Origin of the sequence: Pseudomonas sp. IT-P100 (assembly GCF_949767185.1) — a bacterium.
Taxonomy (GTDB): Bacteria; Pseudomonadota; Gammaproteobacteria; order Pseudomonadales; family Pseudomonadaceae; genus Aquipseudomonas; species Aquipseudomonas fluorescens_B.
Genome location: NZ_CATKQK010000044.1, coordinates 289245 through 313377 on the forward strand (window position 1 = coordinate 289245; position 24133 = coordinate 313377).

Here is a 24133-nt window from a genome sequence, read left to right on the forward strand (position 1 = left end):
TTGGCGGGGTTGAGGTACGAGCGTGGCGCTCGGAAAACGTGGAACGCGACAGGCCCTCCGGTGAAGGAGGGCCGGCCGGTGTTACAGCAAGATGGTGCGGATGTCCGCCAGCAGGTCGCTCAGGCGCTTGGTGAAGCGTGCAGCAGCGGCGCCGTTGATCACACGGTGATCGTAGGACAGCGACAGTGGCAGCATCAGTTTCGGCTGGAAGGCTTTGCCGTCCCAGACTGGCTGGATGGTTGCCTTGGAAACACCGAGGATCGCCACTTCCGGCGCGTTGACGATCGGCGTGAAGCCGGTGCCGCCAATGTGGCCGAGGCTGGAAATGGTGAAGCAGGCGCCTTGCATATCGTCAGCGGTGAGCTTCTTGTCGCGGGCTTTGGCGGCCAGCGCAGCGGCTTCGGCTGCCAGTTGCAACAGGCTCTTCTGGTCGACGTTCTTGATGACCGGTACCAGCAGGCCTTCAGGGGTGTCGACCGCGAAGCCGATGTTCACGTACTTCTTGCGGATGATCGCCTTGCCGCTAGGTGCCAGCGAACTGTTGAAGTCCGGCAGTTCCTTGAGCAGGTGCGCGCAGGATTTGAGCAGCAGCGGCAGGATGGTCAGCTTGACGCCGGCCTTCTCTGCAACGGCTTTCTGAGCGATACGGAACGCTTCCAGCTCGGTGATATCAGCCGAGTCGAACTGAGTCACGTGTGGAATGTTCAGCCAGCTGCGGTGCAGGCTCGACGCGCCGATCTGCATCAGGCGAGTCATCGGCACTTCTTCGGTTTCACCGAAGCGGCTGAAGTCCACGACCGGAATCGGCGGGATGCCCGCGCCACCGGTTGCGCCTGCAGCAGCGGCCGGTGCTTCTTTGGCCTTCTGCATCATCGCCTTGACGTAAACCTGCACGTCTTCTTTCAGCACGCGACCGTGCGGGCCGCTTGGGCTGACCGCGCTCAGCTCGACGCCGAATTCGCGGGCCAGTTGGCGTACGGCCGGGCCAGCATGAACCTTGGCGCCTGGCTTGGCCGGTGCCGCTGCAGGTGCGGCCGGTGCCGGAGCAGCAGGAGCCGCGGCGGCTGGAGCAGGCGCAGCAGCGCTCGGTGCCGCAGCGGCCGGAGCCGGGGCAGCAGCAGGCGCAGCGCCTTTGACTTTCAGCTTCAGGATCAGGTCGCCAGTACCGACTTCGTCATCCAGCTTGATGGAAACGCTTTCCACCACGCCAGCGGCAGGCGATGGAATTTCCATGCTGGCCTTGTCGGATTCCAGGGTGATCAGCGACTGGTCGGCGGTGACGGTATCGCCTGCCTTGACCAGCACTTCGATGATCTTGGCCTTGCCCGACGAACCGATGTCCGGGACGTGAATGTCCTGAACACTGTCGGCAACCGGTGCAGCCGGAGCAGCAGCGGCAGGCGCCGGAGCAGCGGCCGCAGGAGCAGCAGCCTGTGCTGGCGCGGCAGCGGCAGGGGCCGCAGCACCCGCCACTTCCAGATCCAGGATCAGGTCGCCAGTGCCGACTTCGTCGTTGAGCTTGACGCTGATGCTCTTGACCACGCCAGCGGCAGGCGATGGGATTTCCATGCTGGCCTTGTCGGATTCCAGTGTGATCAGCGACTGATCAGCGGCGACGGTGTCGCCGACCTTGACCTGGATCTCGATGATCTGGGCCTTGCCCGCCGAACCGATGTCCGGCACGTGCACTTGCTGAACCGAAGCGGCGGCAGGCGCGGCGGCTGGCGCTGGAGCAGCGGCGGCAGGAGCAGCAGCCGGTTTCTCTTCAGCTTTTGCAGCTGGCGCAGCGGCAGCCGCTGGGGCCGCAGTAGCGGCACCTTCGACTTCCAGCTCCAGCAGTTCGTCGCCTTCTTTCAGGCGATCGCCCAGCTTCACTTTCAGGCTCTTGATGATACCGGCCTTCGGCGCAGGCACTTCCATGCTCGCCTTGTCCGATTCCAGCGTCAGGATGCTCTGGTCGGCTTCGATGCGGTCGCCGACCTTCACAAACAGTTCAATTACTTCACCTTCACCGCTGCCGATGTCAGGTACGCGAATGAGTTCGCTCACAGAGTGTCTCCTCAGCAGTCCAGTGGGTTGCGTTTTTCCGGGTCGATACCGAACTTGGCGATGGCTTCAGCCACCACTTTAGGTTCGATGTCGCCGCGGTCAGCCAATGCTTCCAGGGCTGCCAACACCACGAAATGACGATCGACTTCGAAGAAGTGACGCAGCTTCTTGCGGCTGTCACTGCGGCCGAAACCGTCGGTGCCCAGGACTTTGAATTCCTTGGACGGTACCCACTGACGAATTTGCTCTGCGAACAGTTTCATGTAGTCGGTAGAGGCGATGACCGGACCTTTACGGCCGCTCAGGCACTCTTCGACGTAGCTCAGTTTAGGCTTCTGGCCAGGGTGCAGACGGTTGGTGCGCTCAACGGCCAGGCCATCGCGACGCAGTTCGTTGAAGCTGGTAACGCTCCACACGTCGGCGCCGACGTTGAACTGTTCACGCAGGATCTTCGCCGCTTCACGGACTTCACGCAGGATGGTGCCGGAGCCCATCAGCTGAACGTGGTGCGCCGCTTCGCGGGTGTCTTCTTCGAGCAGGTACATGCCCTTGATGATGCCTTCCTCTACACCGGCCGGCATGGCTGGCTGCTGGTAGGACTCGTTCATCACGGTGATGTAGTAGAAAACGTCCTGCTGCTCTTCGGTCATCTTCTTCATGCCGTCCTGAATGATCACCGCCAGCTCGTAGCCGTAGGTTGGATCAAAGGTGCGGCAGTTCGGGATGGTGGCAGCCAGGATGTGGCTGTGACCGTCTTCGTGTTGCAGGCCTTCGCCGTTCAGCGTGGTCCGGCCGGCGGTGCCGCCGATCAGGAAGCCACGGGTACGGCTGTCGCCGGCAGCCCAGGCCAGGTCGCCGATACGCTGGAAGCCGAACATCGAGTAGAAGATGTAGAACGGCAGCATTGGCTGGTTGTGGCTGGAGTACGAAGTACCGGCCGCGATGAAGGAGCTCATGGCGCCCGCTTCGTTGATACCTTCCTCGAGGATCTGGCCCTTCTTGTCTTCCTTGTAGAACATCACCTGGTCTTTATCGACTGGCTCGTAGAGCTGGCCGACGGACGAGTAGATGCCCAACTGACGGAACATGCCTTCCATACCGAAGGTACGGGCTTCGTCCGGGATGATCGGAACGATGCGCGGGCCGATTTCCTTGTCCTTGACCAGCTGCGCGAGGATCCGCACGAACGCCATGGTGGTGGAAATTTCACGGTCGCCCGAGCCGTCGAGGATAGCCTTGAGAGTATCCAGCGATGGGGTCGGTACGCTGAAGCTCTGCGCGCGGCGCTGTGGCACGAAACCGCCCAGTGCAGTGCGGCGCTCGCTCAGGTAGCGGGCTTCGGCGCTGTTCGGTTCAGGTTTGAAGAACGGCAGGTTTTCCAGCTCTTCGTCCTTGACCGGGATGTCGAAGCGGTCACGGAACAACTTAAGGCTGTCGACATCGACTTTCTTGGTGTTGTGCGCAGTGTTTTTCGCTTCGCCGGCACCGGTGCCATAACCCTTGATGGTCTTGGCCAGGATGACGGTCGGTTGTTCTTTGTGGTTGACCGCTTCGTGGTACGCCGCGTAGACCTTGTACGGGTCGTGACCGCCACGGTTGAGTTTCCAGATCTCGTCGTCGGACAGATCAGCAACCATCGCCTTGAGTTCTGGCGAGTTGAAGAAGTGTTCACGCACGAACGCGCCGTCTTTGGCTTTGTAGTTCTGGTACTCGCCGTCGATGACTTCGTCCATGCGACGTTGCAGGATACCGTCGACGTCTTTGGCCAGCAGTGGGTCCCAGAAACGGCCCCAGATGACTTTGGTCACGTTCCACTGAGCGCCACGGAACACGCCTTCGAGTTCCTGGATGATCTTGCCGTTGCCACGAACCGGGCCGTCGAGGCGCTGCAGGTTGCAGTTGATGACAAAGATCAGGTTGTCGAGCTTCTCGCGGCCAGCCAGCGAGATCGCGCCCAGGGATTCCGGCTCGTCGCACTCGCCGTCGCCCAGGAAGCACCAGACTTTCTGCTTGCCTTCCGGGATGAAACCACGGGCTTCCAGGTACTTCATGAAGCGAGCCTGGTAGATCGCCTGGATCGGGCCCAGACCCATGGATACGGTCGGGAACTGCCAGAAATCAGGCATCAGCCAAGGGTGCGGATAGGACGAGAGGCCCTGGCCGTCTACTTCCTGGCGGAAGTTGTTCATCTGGTCTTCGGTGATGCGGCCTTCCATGAACGCGCGGGCATAAACGCCTGGCGAGGTGTGGCCCTGGAAGTAGATCAGGTCGCCGCCGTGTTCGTCGGTCGGGGCCTGGAAGAAATAGTTGAAGCCGATGTCGTACAGGGTGGCGCTGGAGGCGAAGCTGGAGATGTGACCGCCCAGGTCAGAATCTTTCAGGTTCGTACGCATCACCATGGCCATCGCGTTCCAGCGTACCAACGAGCGAATGCGGCGTTCCATGAACAGGTCGCCAGGCATGCGTGCTTCGTGGGTAACGGGAATGGTGTTGCGGTATGGCGTGGTGATGGCGTAAGGCAATTGCGAACCGCTGCGGGTTGCGAGTTCGCCCATACGGGTCATCAGATAATGAGCACGGTCTTCGCCTTCTTTGTCGAGAACCGATTCCAGGGCGTCCAGCCATTCCTGGGTTTCGACGGGATCGAGGTCTTGCATGGCTTGCTCCAGGGCGGAAAGGCTTCCAGAATCGGTTGCCTGAGTTTGCGACTGGCCTTGTGGGCAGACGATATAAATTCTTGGATTGCCGAGAGGTTGTTCCGGCGGCGTGTAGTTTTACTACAAATCATCGGGCATTTCAGCCTTTCGAATGTATATACGAGTAGTAAAACTACAGATGAGCGGCTTGTGGCCTCCAGCTGCGTTGTGAGAATAATCGTTAAGGTTGGTCTTTTGCCAACCAAAAAAGGTGAAAGCTTGATGCTGTCTACCAAAAATGAAGAAATTTCAGCTATTTCTAACCTTTGTTCGACAGTCGATCACGTAGTGCAATTTGAAAATTCACTACATGCAGCCCTCTACACGCCGATCAAGGATAGACCATGAGCCTCCCTTCGCTTGCCGAACTGCCTGGCATTCTCCTGCCGTTTGTCACCCGTGCCGAGCAGTCGTTCCGTGCAGCGGTCGAGGCGCTCGATGATGATCATGGCCTGTCTTCGTGGACACCTGAACGCTGGGCGCAGTTCGCCCGTGTCACTGCCGCCAGCGACTTCGTGATTGAACAAAGCATTCGTGACCCTTTGATGTTGCTGGCACTGGTGCAGTCCGGCGAACTGGATCGCGGCTTTGCCCCCGGCGAGTTGTGCGCGCAGATTGCGGCGGCGGTGAATGCCGCGCAGACCGAAGACGAACTCGGCCGCGTCTTGCGTCGCCAGCGTACCCGTCATCAAGTGCGGATCATCTGGCGTGACCTGACCCGTCAGGCCGACCTCATCCAGACCTGCCGCGACCTCTCGGACATGGCCGACGCCAGCATCGATCAGGCTTATCAATGGTTGTACTCGCGCCATTGCCAGCAGTTCGGCGTGCCGACCGGTCGACGCAGCGGCGAGCCGCAGCAGATGGTCATCCTCGGCATGGGCAAGCTCGGCGCGGTCGAGCTCAACCTGTCTTCGGACATCGACCTGATCTTCGCCTACCCCGAGGGCGGCGAAACTGTCGGCGTGAAACGCTCGCTGGATAATCAGGAATTCTTCATCCGCCTCGGTCAGCGCCTGATCAAGGCACTGGACCCGATGACCGTCGACGGTTTTGTGTTCCGCGTGGACATGCGCCTGCGACCCTACGGTTCGGCCGGTGCGTTGGTGCTGAGCTTCAACGCGCTGGAGCAGTATTACCAGGATCAGGGGCGCGACTGGGAGCGCTACGCGATGATCAAGTCGCGGGTGGTGGCCGGCGATCAAGTGGCGGGTGCGCAGCTGCAAGAAATGCTGCGGCCGTTCGTTTACCGGCGTTACCTGGACTTCTCCGCCATCGAAGCGCTGCGCACGATGAAGCAGTTGATCCAGCAGGAAGTCCGGCGCAAGGGCATGGCCGACAACATCAAGCTCGGCTCCGGCGGCATCCGCGAAGTCGAGTTTATCGCCCAGGCATTTCAGCTGATCCACGGCGGCCGCGACCTGAGCCTGCAACAACGTCCTCTATTAAAAGTATTGAGCACCCTGGAAGGTCAGGGTTACCTGCCGCCGGCGGTGGTCAGCGAACTGCGCGAAGGCTACGAATTCCTGCGTTACACCGAGCACGCCATTCAGGCGATTGCAGACCGCCAGACCCAGATGTTGCCGGACGGTGCGCAGGATCAGGCGCGTATTGCCTTTATGTTGGGCTTTGCCGATTGGGACGCCTTTCATGAGCAACTGATGTATTGGCGCGGTCGTGTTGCGTGGCACTTCGGCCAGGTGATCGCCGATCCCGACGAAGAGGAAGGGGCTGAAAGCGAAGTGGTGGTCGGCGGTGAATGGCTGCCACTGTGGGAAGAGGCGCAGGACGAAGAGGCCGCTTGCCGCCAGTTGGAGGAGGGCGGTTTCGTCGATGCCACCAAAGCCCTGAAAGCCCTGGCCAGCCTGCGCAGCAGCCCGCAATTGCGCGCGATGCAGCGTTTGGGGCGCGAACGCCTTGATGCCTTTATTCCACGGTTGCTGGCGCAGGCGGTCGAACACGCCAATCCGGATCTGGTGCTGGAACGCGTGCTGCCGCTGGTTGAAGCGGTGGCCCGGCGTTCCGCGTACTTGGTGCTGCTGACCGAAAACCCCGGCGCGCTGCGACGCTTGCTGACCTTGTGCGCTGCGAGCCCGTGGATTGCCGAACAGATCACCCGCTTCCCGCTGCTGCTCGACGAATTGCTCAACGAAGGCCGGCTGTTCAAACCGCCCCTGGCGCCGGAGCTGGCCGCTGAGTTGCGCGAGCGCCTGACACGAATTCCCGAGGGCGACCTCGAGCAGCAAATGGAAGCCCTGCGCCATTTCAAGCTGGCGCACCGCTTGCGCGTCGCCGCGTCGGAGATCGCCGGCAGCCTGCCGTTGATGAAAGTCAGCGATTACCTGACCTGGCTCGCCGAAGCGATCCTCGAACAGGTGCTGGCCCTGGCCTGGCGCCAGACGGTAGCCAAATACGGCACGCCGCTGCGCAGTGACGGTACGCTGTGCGATCCGGGCTTCATCATTGTCGGTTACGGGAAAGTCGGCGGGCTGGAATTGGGGCATGGTTCGGACCTGGACCTGGTGTTCATTCATGACGGTGACCCGCAGGCTGAAACCGACGGCCCGAAACCGATTGATGGCGCGCAATTCTTCACCCGGCTCGGGCAGCGGATCATTCACTTGCTCACGGCCCAGACCAACTCCGGCCAGCTCTATGAAGTGGACATGCGCCTGCGACCGTCCGGTGCTTCCGGTCTGTTGGTGAGTTCGCTTGGCGCGTTTGCGCGTTATCAGGAAAACGAAGCCTGGACCTGGGAACATCAGGCGTTGGTGCGGGCGCGGGTATTGGTGGGCAGTCAGGACGTCGGCCAGGCGTTCGAAAAGGTTCGCGCGGCGATTTTGGGCAAAGTCCGGGATTTACCGACCTTGCGCCAGGAGGTCAGCGAGATGCGCGCCAAGATGCGCGACAACCTCGGCAGCAAGAGCACCGCGGCCGGCACCGGGGCGAATGCCTTCGAGGCCACGGCGCCGTTCGATCTCAAGCAGGACGCCGGAGGTATCGTCGATATTGAATTTATGGTGCAATACGCGGCCTTGGCGTGGTCCGAAACACACCCGCCATTGCTGCGCTGGACCGACAATATCCGCATTCTGGAAGAGCTGGAACACGAAGGGCTGATGCCCGCCGAAGACGCCAGCCTGTTGCGCGAGGCCTATAAAGCCTACCGCTCCGCCGCGCACCGGCAGGCCTTGCAGAAGGACGCCGGGGTGATACCGGGCGACCAGTTCGTGGACGAACGACGGCAGGTGTTGCGGATCTGGCGCGAGTTGGGTCTAAGCTGAAACGTGGCCGTTGGAACGACGAGATTCAAATGTGGGAGCGAGACCGGCTTGCCGGCGATGAGGCCGTCACATCCGGCATGTATGCTGACTGTCACGCCGCTTTCGCGAGCAGGCTCGCCCCCACAGTAGATCTGCAGTGTTTTGTAGAATTCTCGAGGCGGGGAGGCGTATGCCTCCCCGGTTCGTTTTTGGAAACCACATGAAAATTCTGATCGTTGGGCCCAGTTGGGTCGGTGACATGGTGATGGCGCAGACACTGTTTCAGTGTCTCAAGCAACGCCACCCGCAGTGCGAAATCGACGTCCTGGCCCCCGAATGGAGCCGGCCGATTCTTGAACGCATGCCCGAAGTTCGTCAGGCCTTGAGCTTTCCGCTCGGTCACGGTGCTTTGGAGCTGGCGACGCGTAGGCGCATCGGCAAATCCCTGGCCGGCCAGTACGACCAGGCGATCCTGTTGCCCAATTCCCTGAAGTCGGCATTGGTGCCGTTTTTTGCCGGCATCACGAAACGCACCGGCTGGCGCGGCGAATTCCGCTACGGCCTGCTCAATGACGTGCGTACGCTGGACAAAGAACGTTACCCGCTGATGATCGAGCGCTTCATGGCGCTGGCTTACGAGCCGGGCCTTGAGCTGCCGAAACCGTACCCGCGCCCGAGCTTGCAGATCGATCCGGTCACCCGCGAAGCGGCGCTGGCCAAATTCGGTCTGGCCCTCGACCGCCCGGTGTTGGCGCTGTGCCCCGGTGCCGAGTTCGGCGAGTCCAAGCGCTGGCCGTCCGAGCATTACGCCAAGGTCGCCGAAGCGAAAATTCGCGAAGGCTGGCAAGTCTGGCTGTTCGGTTCGAAAAACGATCACGCCGTAGGCGAAGACATCCGCGCGCGCTTGATTCCCGGCCTGCGTGAAGAATCGGTGAACCTCAGCGGCGGCACGTCGCTGGCCGAAGCCATCGATTTGCTGTCCTGCGCACATTCGGTGGTGTCCAACGACTCCGGCCTGATGCACGTTGCCGCGGCACTGAATCGCCCGCTGGTGGCGGTGTACGGCTCGACGTCACCGGGCTTCACGCCGCCGCTGGCCGAGCACGTCGAGATCGTGCGCCTGGGCATCGAATGCAGCCCGTGCTTCGATCGCACGTGCCGCTTCGGTCATTACAACTGCCTGCGCCAGCTGATGCCGCAAGCGGTGAACGAAGCCTTGCAGCGGTTGCAGGGCACTGTGGTCGAGGTCAAATAGTTTGCGGGTTCTGCTGATCAAGACTTCTTCGCTGGGCGACGTGATTCATGCGTTGCCGGCGTTGACCGACGCGGCCCGGGCGATTCCCGGCATCACGTTCGACTGGGTGGTGGAAGAAGGTTTCGCCGAGATCCCGACCTGGCACCCGGCTGTAGGCAAAGTGATTCCGGTGGCGATCCGTCGCTGGCGCAAGAACATCTGGCAGACCATCAAGAGTGGCGAGTGGAAGCGCTTCAAGCAAAGCCTTCGCGCCACGAAATATGATCTGGTGATTGACGCGCAGGGCCTGCTGAAAAGCGCCTTGCTGACCCGCTATGTCAAGGCGCCGGTGGCAGGCCTCGACAAAGGCTCGGCACGGGAACCGATCGCCGCGCGTTTCTACGATCGGCGTCTGGCGGTTGCCCGTGGCCAGCACGCGGTTGAGCGAGTGCGTCAGTTGTTCGCCATCGCCCTGGGCTACGACCTGCCCAATGGGTTGGGCGACTACGGCCTGAACGTCGAGCGCCTGGTGGAATTGCCGCGCAAGAACCCTTACGTGCTGTTCCTGCACGGCACCACCTGGGACACCAAGCACTGGCCTGAAGCCTACTGGCGCGAGCTGGCCGAGCGCGTCGGCTACCTGGGCGTCGGCGTGAAGCTGGCGTGGGGCAATCCGGCGGAAAAAGCCCGGGCCGAGCGCATTGCCAAGGACATGCGGCACGTCGAAGTGCTGCCCAAACTGAATCTGGCGGGCATCGGCAAAGTGCTGGCCGGTGCGCAGGCGTGCGTGGCGGTGGACACCGGCCTCGGTCACCTGGCCGCTGCACTGGACGTGCCGACGCTGTCGCTGTTCGGCCCGACTAATCCGGGCCTGACCGGCGCTTACGGCAAGGCCCAGATCCACATGGCCAGCGATTTCCCCTGCGCTCCATGCCTGCAAAAGAAATGCACCTATCAACCGACGGCCGAAGATGCCCGCCGGTTCGACCTGAAACGCGAGTGGCCGCTGTGCTTCACGCGTCTGAATCCCGAGCGTGTCGCGACCCGACTGAGCACGTTGTTACTGGCTGAGGAGCTGCGCTGATGCAATTGGCATTCGTCTTGTACAAGTACTTTCCATTCGGGGGGTTGCAGCGTGATTTCATGCGCATCGCCCTGGAATGCCAGGAGCGCGGCCACCAGATTCGCGTCTACACGCTGATCTGGGAGGGCGATATTCCGCCGGGTTTCGAAGTGCTGGTGGCGCCGGTCAAGGCGTTTTTCAATCATCGGCGTAACGAGAAGCTCAGCGAGTGGATGGAGGCCGATCTGGCCAAGCGTCCGGTGGATCGCCTGATCGGCTTCAACAAAATGCCGGGCCTGGACGTTTACTACGCGGCCGACGGTTGCTTCGAAGACAAGGCGCAAAACCTGCGCAACTCGCTGTACCGTCGCTGGGGCCGCTACCGGCACTTCGCCGAGTACGAGCGCGCGGTGTTTGCCAGGGACGCCAAGACTGAAGTGTTGATGATCTCCGAGGTCCAGCAGCCGCTGTTCATCAAGCATTACGACACGCCGCTGGAACGCTTCCATTTGCTGCCACCGGGCATTTCTCAGGATCGGCGCGCGCCACCGAATGCGGCTGAGATTCGTACCGGGTTCCGTCGTGAATTCAACCTGAAGGACGACGAGTTGCTGCTGGTGCAGATCGGCTCCGGGTTCAAGACCAAAGGCGTGGATCGCAGCCTCAAGGCGCTGGCCGCGTTGCCCGCTGATCTGAGGAAACGCACCCGGCTGTTTGTAATTGGCCAGGATGACCCCAAATTGTTCCAGATGCAGAGCGCTGCGTTGGGGCTCGGCGACAACGTGACGTTCCTCAAGGGCCGCAGCGATATTCCGCGTTTCCTGCTCGGGGCCGATCTGTTGATCCATCCGGCGTACAACGAAAACACCGGGACTGTGCTGCTCGAAGCCCTGGTGGCCGGTTTGCCGGTGCTGGTGAGTGCGGTGTGCGGTTACGCCCATTACATTGCCGAGGCCGACGCCGGTCTGGTGCTGGATGAACCCTTCGATCAGGCGCAACTGACGCAATACCTGACCGGTATGTTGAACGACGCTCAAGCACGGGCGGCCTGGAGCCGCAACGGTCTGGCCTTCGCCGAGACGGCAGACCTCTACAGCATGCCGCAACACGCGGCCGATGTGATTCTGGCGGAGCACGCTTAATGAAGTTGATGCTGGCTGAACCGTTCAAGAGCCTTTGGGCCGGACGCGATCCATTCGCCGAGGTCGAAGGGCTTCAGGGCGAGGTGTACCGCGAGCTGGAAGCTCGCCGCACGTTACGCACCGAGGTGAACGGCAACGGGTTTTTCGTGAAGATCCACCGTGGCATTGGCTGGGGCGAAATCTTCAAAAACCTGCTGACGGCCAAGCTGCCGGTGCTCGGCGCGGGTCAGGAATGGAAAGCCATTCAGCGCCTGCAGGAAGTCGGCGTGCCAACCATGACGGCGGTTGCCTACGGCGAGAAGGGCAGCAACCCGGCGGATCAGCATTCGTTCATCGTCACCGAAGAACTGGCGCCGACCGTCAGCCTCGAAGACTTCAGCATCGACTGGGTCAAGAACCCGCCGGAGCCGAGACTCAAGCGCGCGCTGATCGCCGAAGTGGCACGCATGACCGGCATGATGCACCGCGCCGGGGTCAACCACCGCGACTGCTACATCTGTCACTTCCTGCTGCACACTGACAAACCGGTGACTGCTGACGACTTCAAGCTCTCGGTGATCGACCTGCACCGCGCCCAGACCCGCCCGACGATTACCCAACGCTGGCGCAACAAGGATTTGGCGGCGCTGTACTTTTCGGCCCTGGACATCGGCCTGACCCGACGCGACAAGCTGCGTTTCCTCAAGGGTTATTTCCAGCAACCCCTACGCCAGATCCTCGGCGAAGAAGCCGGGTTGCTCACCTGGCTCGAAGGCAAGGCCAGCAAACTCTATGACCGTAAACAGCGATACGGGGATGCGCTCTGATGTCGGGCTGGAGACTGGAACCTGCTTACAGTGACCTGGCCGATGATTTTGGCAGCCTTGAGGCGGTGTTTGCCCTTCAGGGCGAGCAGTTGACCCGCGACCCGTTGTCCGAGGTTGTCCGCGTCCAGCTCAAGGGCGTCAACTATTACGTCAAGCGCTACGTGGGCGCAGGCAAGGGCCTGCGCCGCTACCTCGGCAAGCCGCGGGTGAAGATGGAATGGCAAAACCTCAAGCGCTTTGCCAAGTGGGGCATTCCCACTGCAGAGGTGGTGGCCTGGGGGCTGGAACGGCGCGGTGCAGCCTACGCTCGCGGTGCGATGATCACCCGTGAACTGCCCAATACCGAAGACCTGAATGCCCTGGCTGAACGACGTGACCCGAAACTGACGGATCGCGCCTGGGTCGATCACATCAGTCGGCAACTGGCCGGTTACACCCGGATCATGCATGACAATCGCTTCACCCATAACGATTTGAAGTGGCGCAACCTGCTGGTCGACGATCAGGCACAACTGTTCCTGATCGACTGCCCCAACGGTGACTTCTGGAGCGGCTTCTGGCTCAAGTACCGCATCACCAAGGATCTGGCGTGTCTCGACAAGGTCGCCAAGTATCACCTGTCGGCCACCCAGCGACTGCGCTTTTACCTGCAATACCGCCAACGGACGCGGCTCAATGCGGCCGATAAAAAACGGATCCGGCACGTGGTGAGATTTTTCGAGGGGCGCGAATGACTGATTTTCTGGCCGCTGAAGACCGGGCGCTTTTGGAGCGTCACGGCCTCGGCACCTTCGATGCACTGTGGGCCCGGCAGCTTGAGGCTGTGGATGAGCCCAACACCGCGCGCGGTGGCTGGAGCAGCGTGTTTCGGCTGGATCTTGAAGGTCACGGCTTCTACCTCAAGCGCCAAAGCAACTACCAGATGCGCACCTTGCACGCGCCCTTTGGCGAGCCGAGTTTTGCCCGGGAATTTCGCAACATCAGCCGTTATGAAAAGCTTGGCATTCCGGCGCTGAAAGCGGTTTTTTTCGGTGAGCGCAAGGTCGACGGCGAGGTCCGCGCGGTTTTGCTGACCCGTGCGCTGGACGGCTGGGATGACCTGGATTCGCTGTTGCAGCGCTGGTCGGATCTGAGCCCGGCGCAGCACTCGGCCATTTTGCAGGCCTGCGGGCTATTGGCTCGGCGCCTGCACGGTGCGCGTCAGGTCCACGGCTGTTTCTACCCCAAGCACATTTTTCTCCAGGCCACCGGCGACGGTTACATGGCCCAGCTCATCGACCTGGAAAAGACCCGGCCGCTGCTGTTCGGTCAGCGTGACCGGATCAAGGATCTGGAACCGCTGACCCGGCGCTCGCCCCAGTGGAGCGATGCACAGCTGCGCGAGCTGTTGGCCACCTACCTGGATCAACCGCCGGACAGTTCGCTGATCGACAGCTGGCTGGCGAAATTGACCGCGCGGCGCAGTTACAAGAGGTCCAACTGATGCGTTTGTCCGAACTGAAGGAGGCGGGACGCGACCCGGTGCTGCCGCTGAGTATCTCGCTGGCCGATGCCGCCGGGCCTGCCGAGTTGCAGTTGTTGAGCCTGTTGCGGGTGTTGCCGGGCCAGCGCTATGTCGGCGCCGGTGTCTGGCGTGGCCGGCCGGTATTGGCCAAGTTGCTGGTCGGCAGCAAAGCGGCGCGGCATTTCCAGCGTGAGCTGAGCGGCGTGCGCTTGCTCGCGGACCAAGGGCTGACTACGCCGCAGCTGTTGGCCGATGGCCTGAAGGACGGCGAAGGTGGCTGGCTGCTGTTCGATTACCTCGAAGGTGCGCAAAGCCTGGGGGATACCTGGAAACGGGTCGAGCATTTGCCGGTGCTCTCGGATGGGCAAGGGGCCGTGTTGGCCGAGGCGCTGGGCGCGATCGGCCAGATGCACCGCAAAGGGCTGTGGCAGGAAGACCTGCACCTGGACAACCTGCTGCGCCAGCGCGGCCGCCTGTATTTGATCGATGGCGCCGGGATTTGCAGTGAAACCCCCGGCCAGCCGCTGTCGCGACAGAAAGTCCTGGAAAACCTCGGGGTGTTTTTTGCTCAGTTGCCCAGGTCGCTGGAGCCGTTCACTGAAGAATTGCTGGTGTATTACCTCCTGAGCAATGGCGAACATGCCTTGCCGATGGAGGCGTTGCAGAAGCAGATCGACAAGGTGCGCAGTTGGCGCCTCAAGGACTTTCTGATCAAGGTCGGCCGCGAATGCACGCTGTTCAGCGTGCAGCGTGGCGCCTTCGGTTTACGGGCGATTCGCCGCGAAGAAGAAGCGGCGATGTTGCCGGTGCTGGAACAGGCCGATGCGTTGCTCGATCAAGGGCATCTGTACAAGACCGGCGGTGCGGCGAGCGTCGGCAAGGTCGAAGTGGCCGGTCGTACCCTGGTGATCAAACGCTACAACATCAAGGGGTTCGCCCACTGGCTCAAACGCTTCTGGCGCCCGAGCCGTGCCTGGCATTCCTGGCGCGAAGGCAATCGATTGGCGTTCCTCGGGATCGCCACGCCGAAACCGTTGGCGGTGCTGGAAAAGCGTTTTCTCTGGTTGCGCAGTCGGGCTTATCTGGTGACCGAGCACCTTCCGGGGCCGGACATCATCGAACGGTTCGCGCCGTACGTTGACAGCGGTGATGCGCCCGAAGCCGAGCTGGTGGCGCTGGATCACCTGTTTGCGGAGCTGATTCGCGAGCGGATCAGCCACGGCGACTTCAAGGGCCATAACCTGTTCTGGCAAGAGGATCGCTGGGCGCTGATCGATCTCGATGCGATGTGCCAGCATGGCTCGTTCCACAGTTTCGCCCCGGCCTATGCACGGGATCGGGCGCGGTTCATGCGTAACTGGCCTGAAAGCAGTGCATTGCATCAGGTGATTGATCAGCGTTTGCCCAAAGATATCTCAGGCGCTGGCTGAATCGGACCTGCGGTCCTATCGCGAGCAAGCCCCCTCCCACACTGCTCCGGGCCTTACGCAGATTATGCGCAAAGCCAGGAAACTGTGGGAGCGGGCGTGGTCTGGGCGGCCTTGCGACGATTGCGTCAGGCCAGTCACCCGAGATTAAGGGACAAGTTCTTATGAAATGTCCTACATGATCTCCAGACCCCATGAACTGTGCCCTGAATAGTCGCGATGCTAGTTTGCCTGACGTTCCTCGGAGGGCAGGTCTTGACTATAAAAACGGTTGTCCTATTCATCGCATGCTCATTGGCACTCTCCGGCTGCGGCACCGCTGTCACAGTCCTGCAAAATGACGAAGACGCGGCGCGCAGCCTGCGCAAGCAAAAAACCTACTGCCAGTCCATCCCGCGTATCTACAGCGGCCTGGCCTACGATTTCTGCGTCTTGAATGCCCCGCCTGACCCTACGGGCTTTCTCGTCCCGCTGGTCCTGCTGGATCTGGCGTTGTCGGGTGCGCTGGATACCGTTTCCCTGCCCTACACGATTTACCGACAAGGGGTGGATGGCAATATCAGGATCTACTGGCGGGCGAGCCGCGGTTAGCCCAGGGTTTCGGCGTCGTGCAGGCCATCATTGCGCCGCTGATAACCGTAGGGTCATTCCTACTATGTTTACGCTATAATCCCGCCCTTTAGCTGTCTCTCGCCCTCTTGCGAGGGCACATTCATTTTGAGGCGCCTTGCGCCTGCATGCAGACTAAAGAGGCTAGACCCCTGTGGCATTGACGATTCTTGGCCTGTCCGGCGCCCTTAGCCATGATCCTTCCGCAGCGTTGTACATCGACGGCAAGCTGGTCGCGGCGGCTGAAGAAGAGCGCTTTGTGCGCGATAAACATGCAAAGAACCGCATGCCTTACGAATCGGCGAAGTTCTGCCTCGAGCAGGCCGGCATCAAGCCGTCCGACGTTGACGTGGTCGCCATTCCGTTCGCGCCGATCAGCCTGTTCGGCAAGGCACGCTGGCACTACGCCAAGCGTTACTGGTACGCCCCGGACCGCGCACTTGACGCGATCCTGATGGGCAATCGCCGCTACAAGCGCTACCGCAACAAAATCGTCTGGTGCCTGGAGCAACTGGGCTTCGATCCGAAGAAGATCAAGATCGAGCCGGTCGAACACCACCTGGCTCACGCCTCCAGCGCTTACCACTGCTCGGGTTTCAAAGAGAAAACCGCGATCCTCGGGATCGACGGCAAGGGCGAGTACGCCACGACCTTCTTCGGTTACGGCGAAAACGGCAAGATCCACAAGATCAAGGAATTCTTCGATCCGGACTCCCTCGGCGGCCTGTACGGCGCGATCACCGAGTTCCTCGGTTTCGAGATGCTCGACGGCGAGTTCAAGGTCATGGGCATGGCGCCGTACGGCGACGCCAGCAAGTACGATTTCTCGCGCCTGGCCTCGTTCGAAAACGGCGAGCTGGTGATCAACACCGACTACGCCAACGTCATCGGCCTGCGTCGCTATAAAGAGAAGGGCAAGGGGTTCTACTTCTCGCCGAAGCTGATCGAGTGGCTGGGTCCGAAGCGCGAAGGCGACATCGCCGACGAGCCGTACATCCACTACGCCGCGAGCATGCAAGCGCTGTTCGAAAAGATCTCGCTGCAGATGATCGACCACTATCTGGGCGACGTGCTCAAGGAAACCGGCAAACTGGCCTTCGCCGGTGGCTGTGCATTGAACGTGAAGCTGAACCAGAAAATCATCGCCCGCGACGACGTCAAGGAGCTGTTCGTGCAGCCTGCGTCCGGTGACGCCGGCACCGCGGTCGGCGCGGCGGCTTATGTGTCTCACGCCCGTGGCGTGCCGGTCGAGAAGATGGAACACGTCTACCTCGGCCCGTCGTACAGCAACGAAGACGTGCTCGCCGCATGTGCCCGACACCCGAGCAAGCCGGTATGGCGAAAGCTTGAGAACATGCCGGAAAACATCGCCAAAATCATGGTCGATGGCAACCCGGTGGCCTGGTTCCAGGGGCGTATGGAGTTCGGTCCGCGTGCCTTGGGCGGTCGTTCGATCATCGGTTGCCCGAGCGCGACCGGCGTGGCTGACCGCATCAACCACCAGATCAAGTTCCGCGAGCGCTGGAGGCCTTTCTGCCCGTCGATGCTCGACACCGTCGCACCGCAGATGATCAAGATCGATCACCCTGCGCCATTCATGACCTTCACCTTCGAAGTGGCGGAAGAGTGGAAGACCCGCGTGCCGGAAGTCGTCCATGAAGACGGGACGTCCCGGGCCCAGGTGCTCAAGCGCGAATACAATCCGCGCTACTACGACATGATGAAGGCGCTGGAAGTACTGACCGGCAACGGTGTGTCGCTGAACACCTCGCTCAACCGTCGTGGCGAACCGATGATCTGCTCGCCGACGGATGCCCTGAACATGTTCTTCGGTTCCGACCTACAGTATCTGATCATGGAAGACATTCTGGTGGTCAAAGAGGGCGCGGACGCATATGACACGCTCGGCTGAACGCCATGTGCTGCAGTTCTGCCACGGTTATGACGGTCCGTTTCTGGACTGCGCCCGGCAGTACGCCAGCCTGTTCGCGGGGACCGGTTATCGAGTGACCACGGTGTTTCTGACCGGGGTTGCCGATGCCCGAGTCGCCGAGGCCTGCGCCTCCGATGAAGTGCTGTTCATGGAATACAGCTCCAAGGCTATTCGTGGCCTGAAGCTGGGTGCCATCGGCGATCTGCGCAAGATCGCCGCTTCGCGCAATTTCAGTTTCTGCATTGCTCACCGTTTCAAACCGATCTACATCGCCTTGCTTGGCACGTCGTTGCCGGTGATCGGCGTGCATCACGCGTTTGACGACTACAAGCGCGGCACCCGCAAACTCTTTGTGAATTTTTTCCGCAAGCGTTTGAGTCTGCTCGGGGTTTCCGATGCGGTACGCGACGACATACGCAGTTGCCTGCCGAATTGGCCGGCTGCACGGATTCAGACGCTCTACAACCGCATCAACGTGCAAGCCTTGCAAGGCAGTCACGTGTCGGTTCGCGAAGCTCGGGAAACCCTGGGTCTGTCCATGGATGCGTGGATTATCGGTAATGTCGGCAGACTGCACCCGGACAAGGACCAAGCCACGTTGCTGCACGGTTTTGCCGCGGCGTTACCGGGTTTGCCGGCTAACAGCCAGCTGGTGATTCTCGGTATCGGTCGGCTGGAACAGGATCTAAAGGCCATGGCCCGTGAACTGGGGATCGGCGACCGCGTGCTGTTCCTCGGTCAGGTGCCCGAAGCCCGTCGTTATTTTCGTGCATTCGATGTGTTTGCCTTGAGCTCCGATCATGAACCGTTCGGCATGGTGCTGCTGGAAGCCATGGCCGCTGGTGTGCCGTTGCTCGCGACGGCATGCGGCGGTGCGAAGGAAGTGGTCGAGGGCGTCGGGATTCTATTCCCGCTGGGCGACGCCGAGCACTTGGCTCAAGGGCTGCAACACCTGGCTGCGATGGATGATCAGCAGCGTCGCCAGTGTGCCGAGTTGATGCTCGATCGTTTACGCGAGCGCTTCTCCGACCGCGCGGTACGCGATGCTTTCTGGCATTTGCCCGCCGTCACCGAACTGGCGGCGAGGGGTTGATGCTCAACCGATTTCAAGGATGGCGCGAACGTGGCTGGGCGGTGGTCGATGCCTCGACATACGCCGAGGCCTGGCACCGTTATGGCGGCAGCGTCGCCACTCATCCGCTGGTGGTCGAGCGCCTGGCGCAGTTGGCCGATATTCCGGTGCGTTACCTGGCCTGGGCGCCCAATGGCGAAGTCCAGGCGGCGATTCCAACCTGGGGTCGCGACCTTGCCTTGTCCAAGGACGTGCTTAAGCGCAACGGTAAAAAGGGCCTGTTCGATCTCGGCAATGCTGAGTTGATCCTGCCGGCCGCCGCTGATACGCAAGCGCCCCTGCGCCATCGCGCGCGTTACTTGTCCGCACTGAATGAAGGCCGCTTCAGCGGCATCAGGCTGCAGGCAGAACAACTGGCCATGGCCCGTACGCCCGAAGAACTGTCGAAAAAATTTCGCTATAACCAGCGTCGCGAATTGCGTCTGCTGGAAGAAGCGGGCGGCGTGGTGCGGCCGGTCAGCGACTTTTCCAGCGGCGAACTGGCGGCGATTTACTGCGACCTGTTCCAGCGTCGCTGGGGCTTTCCGGCGACCGGTGCCGAGCGCATGGCCGAGGTGATCGAGTTGTTGCGTGACTTGCTGATCGGCTCGGTGATTTTCCTGAACGATGCGCCGATCGCGATTCAACTGGTGTACCGCGTCGAAGCGCCGCAATGGATCAGCGTCGAGTACATCAACGGTGGCGTCGATCCCGAGACCCGTGAATTCAGCCCCGGCAGCGTCTTGAGCTTTCTCAATACCCAAAGCGCCTGGGAGCATGCACGCGCGCTGGACAAGCCGCTGCGTTTTTCCTTCGGTCGCGCCGACCGTGAATACAAGGACCGCTGGTGTAATCCTGTGCCGGTGTTCACCGTATGAGCGAGCCCATGAGTCGAAAACAGCAATTGCTCAAGCGGCACCGGCGCAACAAACGCATCGGCCTGCTGATCGCCTTGATGCTGTTGATCGTCATCGGCGTGCTGGTGGCCTGGTGGCTGCCGCTGGTGCTGGCGGTGCTGGGCTGGATTGCTCATGAAGCCTGGTTTGCCGATCATTTGTTCTATTCGCCCAAGGACGATTACGCGTACAGCTTCCCGCCTTACACCCCGCAACCCAAGATTCACCTGGACGGCGAGCGTTTGCGCCTGGATGACGGCGTCATGCTGGTGGACGACGCTGCGCTGGTATTGGCCCTGCGGATCAAGAGCACCTGGCTTGGACGCTTCATCGACCCGGCAGTCGAATTGTCGGGTGGCGATAATCCCGATCGACAAACCTTCGAGCGTGGCGCCAACGGGCTGCGCTACCTCAACCTCAGTGGTCAGGCGCAAGTGCTGTCGCGAGGCGAGTTGCGTCTGCGTGGACGTTTTTGCCGAGTGCTGGGCGAGCCCGTGCTCTGGGCGTTCGAACAACCGGATTACCGCCGTCAGCGGGTAATGGTCATTGCGCCACACGCCGATGACGCCGAGCTGGCGGCTTATGGTTTGTACAGTCAGGCCGACGAAGCCTGGATCGTCACCCTCACCGCCGGCGAAATCGAAGCGGAACACTATCAGCAGATCGGCCTGAACAAGGTCGAAGCAGCGCGCCTCAAGGGGCGGCTGCGGGCCTGGGACAGCATCGCCGTGCCACGCTGGGCCGGAGTGCCCGAAGCCCATTGTGTGCAGTTGGGCTATTTCTGCCTGCAGCTGGCGGCGATGCAGGCAGCACCGTCCCGGCCAGTGGGTTCACGGGAAGCGGAGATGGACGACACCCGCTTGTTTCGCCAGTTGAACCCCTTTGCACTGCCGGGCGATGTCGATGGGGCGCCGACCTGGAACAACCTGTTGGCCGACCTGCGCGAGTTGCTGTTGCGGGCACGACCTGAAGTCATCGTGTTGCCGCACCCCACGCTCGATCCGCACCCGGATCACCTGTGCGCCCAACAAGCGATCCTTGAAGCACTGCGAGGTCTGGAGTGGCAGCCGACCACGTTGCTCGGTTATGCCAACCATTTGCATGACAATGATCGCTGGCCCATGGGGGATGCCGGTCATGGCATCGCGCTGCCGCCGGCCTTTGATTCGTCGGTGCCGATGCAGCCTTATTGCCTTCCGGTTTCCCCGGAGCTTCAGCGTGATAAAGCCATGGCGCTGGGAATGATGCACGACCTGCAGCCGCGCATGCCCTTCAAGCGGCGACTGCGGCGGTTGATACAGTGGCTTTTGGCCAGTAGAGTGCCGCCCCCTTATGGCGAAAATGAATTTTTTCGCAAGGCGGTCAGGCGCCAGGAATTGTTCTGGCTTCTGAAGCATGACGAAACACCTGTGAAGCAGAATTGAAGCAGAACTCTGCCTAGCATGGTGGCGTTCCCAGCATTGACAGCGAGTTATCCGTGATTAATCCATGCCCGCGTATTTTGTTTCTGATGCCTTATTTCGGCAGCTGGCCCTTCTGGATGCCGTTTTTTCTGGAGAGCTGCCGTCGCAATCCGGACATCGACTGGCTGTTCTTCACCGACTGCGGGGTTCCCGAGAATCTGCCGCCCAACGTGACCATCGAATGCATGATGTTCAGCGATTACTGTGGATTGGTGTCCCAGCGGCTGGGTATCGATTTTGCGCCGACCCAGGCTTACAAACTGTGCGACATCAGGCCTGCGTTCGGACTGATTCATGCCGACCGCCTGGAGGGCTATGATTTCTGGGCCTTCGGCGACATTGACCTGGTGTACGGCGACTTGCGCAGCTACTTCACCGCAGATCGCCTCGCTTCGTACGACCTGTACTCCACTCACGAGCGGCGAGTGGCCGGGCATCTTTGCCTGATCAGGAACACCCCCCGCAAGCGTGAGTTGTTCAGGCAGATCAAGGACTGGGAAGCGCGTTTCACCGATCAGAAACATCATGCGATCGACGAAGGTGCATTCAGTCGGATCTTTCTCTGGCGCAAGAATTTCCCCCAGCCCTTGTTCAAGCTGGTCGGCAAGTTCAACCCGTGGCGTCGACGCAGTGAATTCACCGAGGCATTCAGTACGCCCGGTGGTTGCATCAAGTGGCATGACGGGACCGATAATTTCCCGCACCAATGGTTTTGGCGCGATGGCCATCTGACCAATGATCGCGATGGCGATCGCCGGTTTCCGTATTTCCATTTCGTTTGCTGGAAACGCAACGAGTGGCCACGGTTGCCTCAACCCGATCCGGCGGAGATCAAGCGCCTCGCCGCTGAACCCGCCTGGGTCATCGACGCGACTGGTTTTCACCGGGGAGAGTTATGAGTCAACGGTCAAAGGTTCTGCAGTTGCAGCCTGACTACAATGTCAAAGCCCATGACTTTGCCGACCTGGCAGAGCAGATCGTCAAGGCTTTGCCGGGCGATCGCTATGAGGTGACCGCGGCGTTTCTGCGCGGCAAGCCCGGGCCGGGCGAGGCCGTGAGCCGTGCCGCGCGTTCCGTTTATTTTGAGTTTTCCGACAAGTCGCTCAAGGGCATGCGCCTGCGCGCCATGTGGCGGCTGTATCAGTTTTGCCGTAAAGAAAAATTCGATGTGGTGATCTGCAACCGCTTCAAGCCGGTCAACATGATGCTGACGCTCAACCGCTGGTTGAAAGTGCCATTGTGCATCGGCATCTCCCATGGCTTTGGTGAGTACGACCGATTCTACCGACGTCGCCAGACCCAGCGTCTGATCGATCGTCACTGGCGATTTGTCGGTGTGTCGCCGGCGGTCAAACAGTACCTGCTGGACTGTGACTGCGGTTTCACCGACCAGAATACCTACGCCATTACCAATGCGATCGACATCGAACAGGCCGAAGGCTTGCAACACAGCCGCGAGCGCGCCCGTGAACTGCTCGGGATTGATCCGTCGGTGCGACTGATCGGCGCATTGGGCCGGTTGGTGCCGGTCAAGGGGCACACTTACCTGTTGCAGGCGTTTGCGGCACTCAAGGACAAATACCCGAATACTCATTTGGCGATCATCGGTGCCGGCCGCGAAGAGTCGCGCCTGGCCGCCGAGATCGAGCGTCTGGGCCTGAGCGGACGTGCGCACCTGCTGGGCTTCAAGGAAAACGCCTTGCAGTACGTTCGCGCCTTTGACATCTGGACCATGCCATCGCTGGCCGAAGGTCTCGGGCTGGCATTGCTCGAAGGCATGAGCGGTCACCTTCCGGTGATCGCCTCCAACGTACCGGCGATGCTGCCGTTGATTCAGGGCGCGGGCGGTCTGGCGATTACGCCGAAGGATGTGCCGAGTCTGGTCGCGGCACTGGATACTTACCTCGAGCTACCGGATGACGCGCTCAAGGCCAAGGGCGAACAAGCCTACCGTTATCTCCAGGAACAGCACGATATCGAGGTGTTCCGCCAGGAATACCTGAACCTGATCGACTCCGGCTTGAGCAAGGCCCGCAAGGAACAATCATGAGCGACGCACAACCCATCGTCACGGTCATCATCGCGTCGTATAACCACGGTCGTTATATTGAGGAGAGCATTCTCAGCGTCCTCAACCAGACCTATTCGAACATCGAGCTGCTGGTGGTCGATGATGGTTCCAGCGATGACAGTGTCGAGCGGATCAACGCCTTGCAGGCGCAACACGGTTTTGATTTCCGTGTTCAGCTGAATCAGGGGCTGACCAATACCCTCAACGGTGCGATTGCGCGCGCAAAGGGCAGTCTGATCGTGCCCTTCGGTTCCGATGACATCATGTTGCCCGAGCGCATCGCCACGCAAGTCGCGCACATGGATGGCAAGCCCGAGGTCGGCATCTGCGCCGGCAATATCGAGCTGATGGACGCTGACGGCATTGCGTACCCGGAGTCGCGCCAGCGCCGCGATGTGCCGTTCCGCCGCCTGGACTTCGATGACATGTTCCTCGAGCGCAAGCCCTATCCGCCGGCACCGACCCTGATGATCCGCCGCGAAGCGCTGGACAAGGTCGGCGGGTTCGATCCGAACATTCGCCTGGAAGATTTGCTGATCGAACTGAAGGTGACCCATGCCGGCTACTTCATTGATGGTTTGAACGTGCTGATGGCGCGCTATCGCAAGCACGCCACCAATTCCTACAAGAATCACCGTTTCATGATCGACAACATTCTGCGCACCTATGCCTTGTTCAGCGATCACCCGCTGTACGATCACGTGCGCTACAAGTTTCTCAGTTCGATGTTCCTGAAGACTGCCAATCGAGACCGAAAACTGGCGCGTGAGCTGCTGGCGCAGATTCCGTTCAAGGCGTGGAACAAGAAGACCTGGCGTGGTCTGGGGCGCTTGTATTTCTCGCCTCTGGAAAAGGATTGAGCCATT

19 protein-coding genes are annotated in these 24133 nt (G+C 60.8%); 17 read left to right on the forward strand and 2 right to left on the reverse strand.

Going from position 1 to position 24133, the window contains the following annotated elements; genetic code table 11:
- Window positions 1–81: 81 nt before the first annotated feature.
- Together aceF and aceE are read right to left on the reverse strand one after the other, a co-directional pair.
- Window positions 82–2049 carry a dihydrolipoyllysine-residue acetyltransferase gene (gene aceF, locus ACM6IQ_RS23560; protein WP_414879974.1) on the reverse strand — a complete coding sequence of 656 codons (1968 nt, stop codon included), beginning with the start codon at window positions 2047–2049 and terminating at the stop codon, window positions 82–84.
- 11 nt (window positions 2050–2060) lie between these two features.
- Window positions 2061–4706: a pyruvate dehydrogenase (acetyl-transferring), homodimeric type gene (gene aceE, locus ACM6IQ_RS23565; RefSeq protein ID WP_017336197.1), complete on the reverse strand. Its 2646-nt coding sequence runs from the start codon at window positions 4704–4706 to the stop codon at window positions 2061–2063.
- Here aceE and ACM6IQ_RS23570 point away from each other — a divergent pair.
- The 17 genes from ACM6IQ_RS23570 to ACM6IQ_RS23650 all read left to right on the forward strand — a co-directional run bounded on the left by ACM6IQ_RS23570 (window position 4701) and on the right by ACM6IQ_RS23650 (window position 24127).
- Window positions 4701–5093, forward strand: coding sequence for a hypothetical protein (locus ACM6IQ_RS23570; protein WP_080995105.1), 393 nt, complete (start codon window positions 4701–4703; stop codon window positions 5091–5093). The two genes, aceE and ACM6IQ_RS23570, sit on opposite strands and share 6 nt — an antisense overlap.
- Window positions 5090–8029, forward strand: coding sequence for a bifunctional [glutamate--ammonia ligase]-adenylyl-L-tyrosine phosphorylase/[glutamate--ammonia-ligase] adenylyltransferase (glnE, locus tag ACM6IQ_RS23575; RefSeq protein WP_414879975.1), 2940 nt, complete (start codon window positions 5090–5092; stop codon window positions 8027–8029). Before ACM6IQ_RS23570 ends, glnE begins: the two co-directional genes overlap by 4 nt.
- 199 nt (window positions 8030–8228) lie before the next feature.
- Complete coding sequence (waaF, locus tag ACM6IQ_RS23580) at window positions 8229–9263, forward strand: lipopolysaccharide heptosyltransferase II (protein WP_414879976.1); 1035 nt, start codon at window positions 8229–8231, stop codon at window positions 9261–9263.
- A 1-nt stretch (window position 9264) separates the two neighbouring features.
- Window positions 9265–10326 (forward strand): lipopolysaccharide heptosyltransferase I, encoded by a 1062-nt coding sequence (waaC, locus tag ACM6IQ_RS23585; protein WP_414879977.1) that lies wholly within the window; start codon window positions 9265–9267, stop codon window positions 10324–10326.
- A complete protein-coding gene (locus ACM6IQ_RS23590; protein ID WP_414879978.1) occupies window positions 10326–11447 on the forward strand; it encodes a glycosyltransferase family 4 protein in 1122 nt (373 codons plus the stop codon). Before waaC ends, ACM6IQ_RS23590 begins: the two co-directional genes overlap by 1 nt.
- The gene (rfaP, locus tag ACM6IQ_RS23595) at window positions 11447–12253 is read left to right on the forward strand and encodes a lipopolysaccharide core heptose(I) kinase RfaP (protein ID WP_017336202.1); all 807 of its coding nucleotides are present in this window, start codon (window positions 11447–11449) and stop codon (window positions 12251–12253) included. The genes ACM6IQ_RS23590 and rfaP overlap by 1 nt, the downstream gene beginning before the upstream one ends.
- The gene (locus tag ACM6IQ_RS23600; RefSeq protein WP_017336203.1) at window positions 12253–12987 is read left to right on the forward strand and encodes a lipopolysaccharide kinase InaA family protein; all 735 of its coding nucleotides are present in this window, start codon (window positions 12253–12255) and stop codon (window positions 12985–12987) included. The genes rfaP and ACM6IQ_RS23600 overlap by 1 nt, the downstream gene beginning before the upstream one ends.
- Entirely contained in the window at window positions 12984–13736 is a 753-nt protein-coding gene (locus tag ACM6IQ_RS23605; protein ID WP_017336204.1) for a lipopolysaccharide kinase InaA family protein, read from the forward strand. The genes ACM6IQ_RS23600 and ACM6IQ_RS23605 overlap by 4 nt, the downstream gene beginning before the upstream one ends.
- Window positions 13736–15187, forward strand: a complete 1452-nt coding sequence (locus ACM6IQ_RS23610) for a lipopolysaccharide kinase InaA family protein (RefSeq protein ID WP_017336205.1) — start codon at window positions 13736–13738, stop codon at window positions 15185–15187. Before ACM6IQ_RS23605 ends, ACM6IQ_RS23610 begins: the two co-directional genes overlap by 1 nt.
- 252 nt (window positions 15188–15439) lie before the next feature.
- A complete protein-coding gene (locus ACM6IQ_RS23615) occupies window positions 15440–15775 on the forward strand; it encodes a YceK/YidQ family lipoprotein (RefSeq protein WP_031318309.1) in 336 nt (111 codons plus the stop codon).
- A 172-nt stretch (window positions 15776–15947) separates the two neighbouring features.
- On the forward strand, window positions 15948–17705 hold the full coding sequence (locus ACM6IQ_RS23620) for a carbamoyltransferase (protein ID WP_017336206.1): 1758 nt from the start codon (window positions 15948–15950) through the stop codon (window positions 17703–17705).
- Window positions 17689–18819 (forward strand): glycosyltransferase, encoded by a 1131-nt coding sequence (locus tag ACM6IQ_RS23625; RefSeq protein WP_017336207.1) that lies wholly within the window; start codon window positions 17689–17691, stop codon window positions 18817–18819. The genes ACM6IQ_RS23620 and ACM6IQ_RS23625 overlap by 17 nt, the downstream gene beginning before the upstream one ends.
- The gene (locus ACM6IQ_RS23630; protein ID WP_017336208.1) at window positions 18819–19715 is read left to right on the forward strand and encodes an antimicrobial resistance protein Mig-14; all 897 of its coding nucleotides are present in this window, start codon (window positions 18819–18821) and stop codon (window positions 19713–19715) included. Before ACM6IQ_RS23625 ends, ACM6IQ_RS23630 begins: the two co-directional genes overlap by 1 nt.
- Before the next feature lie 8 nt (window positions 19716–19723).
- Window positions 19724–21157 (forward strand): PIG-L family deacetylase, encoded by a 1434-nt coding sequence (locus ACM6IQ_RS23635; protein ID WP_414879979.1) that lies wholly within the window; start codon window positions 19724–19726, stop codon window positions 21155–21157.
- Window positions 21158–21210: 53 nt separating this feature from the next.
- Window positions 21211–22095 carry a DUF6625 family protein gene (locus ACM6IQ_RS23640; RefSeq protein ID WP_017336210.1) on the forward strand — a complete coding sequence of 295 codons (885 nt, stop codon included), beginning with the start codon at window positions 21211–21213 and terminating at the stop codon, window positions 22093–22095.
- Window positions 22092–23246, forward strand: a complete 1155-nt coding sequence (locus ACM6IQ_RS23645) for a glycosyltransferase family 4 protein (RefSeq protein ID WP_017336211.1) — start codon at window positions 22092–22094, stop codon at window positions 23244–23246. Before ACM6IQ_RS23640 ends, ACM6IQ_RS23645 begins: the two co-directional genes overlap by 4 nt.
- Window positions 23243–24127, forward strand: coding sequence for a glycosyltransferase (locus ACM6IQ_RS23650; protein ID WP_414879980.1), 885 nt, complete (start codon window positions 23243–23245; stop codon window positions 24125–24127). Before ACM6IQ_RS23645 ends, ACM6IQ_RS23650 begins: the two co-directional genes overlap by 4 nt.
- The last annotated feature ends 6 nt before the right edge of the window (window positions 24128–24133 follow it).

Excerpts from the sequence above, each read along its gene's own strand:
- ACM6IQ_RS23610 (WP_017336205.1), top strand. The coding sequence starts at position 13,736 with ATGCGTTTGTCCGAACTGAAGGAGGCGGGACGCGACCCGGTGCTGCCG.
- glnE (WP_414879975.1), top strand. The coding sequence starts at position 5,090 with ATGAGCCTCCCTTCGCTTGCCGAACTGCCTGGCATTCTCCTGCCGTTT.
- aceE (WP_017336197.1), bottom strand. The coding sequence starts at position 4,706 with ATGCAAGACCTCGATCCCGTCGAAACCCAGGAATGGCTGGACGCCCTG.
- rfaP (WP_017336202.1), top strand. The coding sequence starts at position 11,447 with ATGAAGTTGATGCTGGCTGAACCGTTCAAGAGCCTTTGGGCCGGACGC.
- ACM6IQ_RS23645 (WP_017336211.1), top strand. The coding sequence starts at position 22,092 with ATGAGTCAACGGTCAAAGGTTCTGCAGTTGCAGCCTGACTACAATGTC.
- ACM6IQ_RS23650 (WP_414879980.1), top strand. The coding sequence starts at position 23,243 with ATGAGCGACGCACAACCCATCGTCACGGTCATCATCGCGTCGTATAAC.
- ACM6IQ_RS23630 (WP_017336208.1), top strand. The coding sequence starts at position 18,819 with ATGCTCAACCGATTTCAAGGATGGCGCGAACGTGGCTGGGCGGTGGTC.
- ACM6IQ_RS23635 (WP_414879979.1), top strand. The coding sequence starts at position 19,724 with ATGAGTCGAAAACAGCAATTGCTCAAGCGGCACCGGCGCAACAAACGC.
- ACM6IQ_RS23590 (WP_414879978.1), top strand. The coding sequence starts at position 10,326 with ATGCAATTGGCATTCGTCTTGTACAAGTACTTTCCATTCGGGGGGTTG.
- waaF (WP_414879976.1), top strand. The coding sequence starts at position 8,229 with ATGAAAATTCTGATCGTTGGGCCCAGTTGGGTCGGTGACATGGTGATG.
- ACM6IQ_RS23605 (WP_017336204.1), top strand. The coding sequence starts at position 12,984 with ATGACTGATTTTCTGGCCGCTGAAGACCGGGCGCTTTTGGAGCGTCAC.
- ACM6IQ_RS23625 (WP_017336207.1), top strand. The coding sequence starts at position 17,689 with ATGACACGCTCGGCTGAACGCCATGTGCTGCAGTTCTGCCACGGTTAT.
- ACM6IQ_RS23600 (WP_017336203.1), top strand. The coding sequence starts at position 12,253 with ATGTCGGGCTGGAGACTGGAACCTGCTTACAGTGACCTGGCCGATGAT.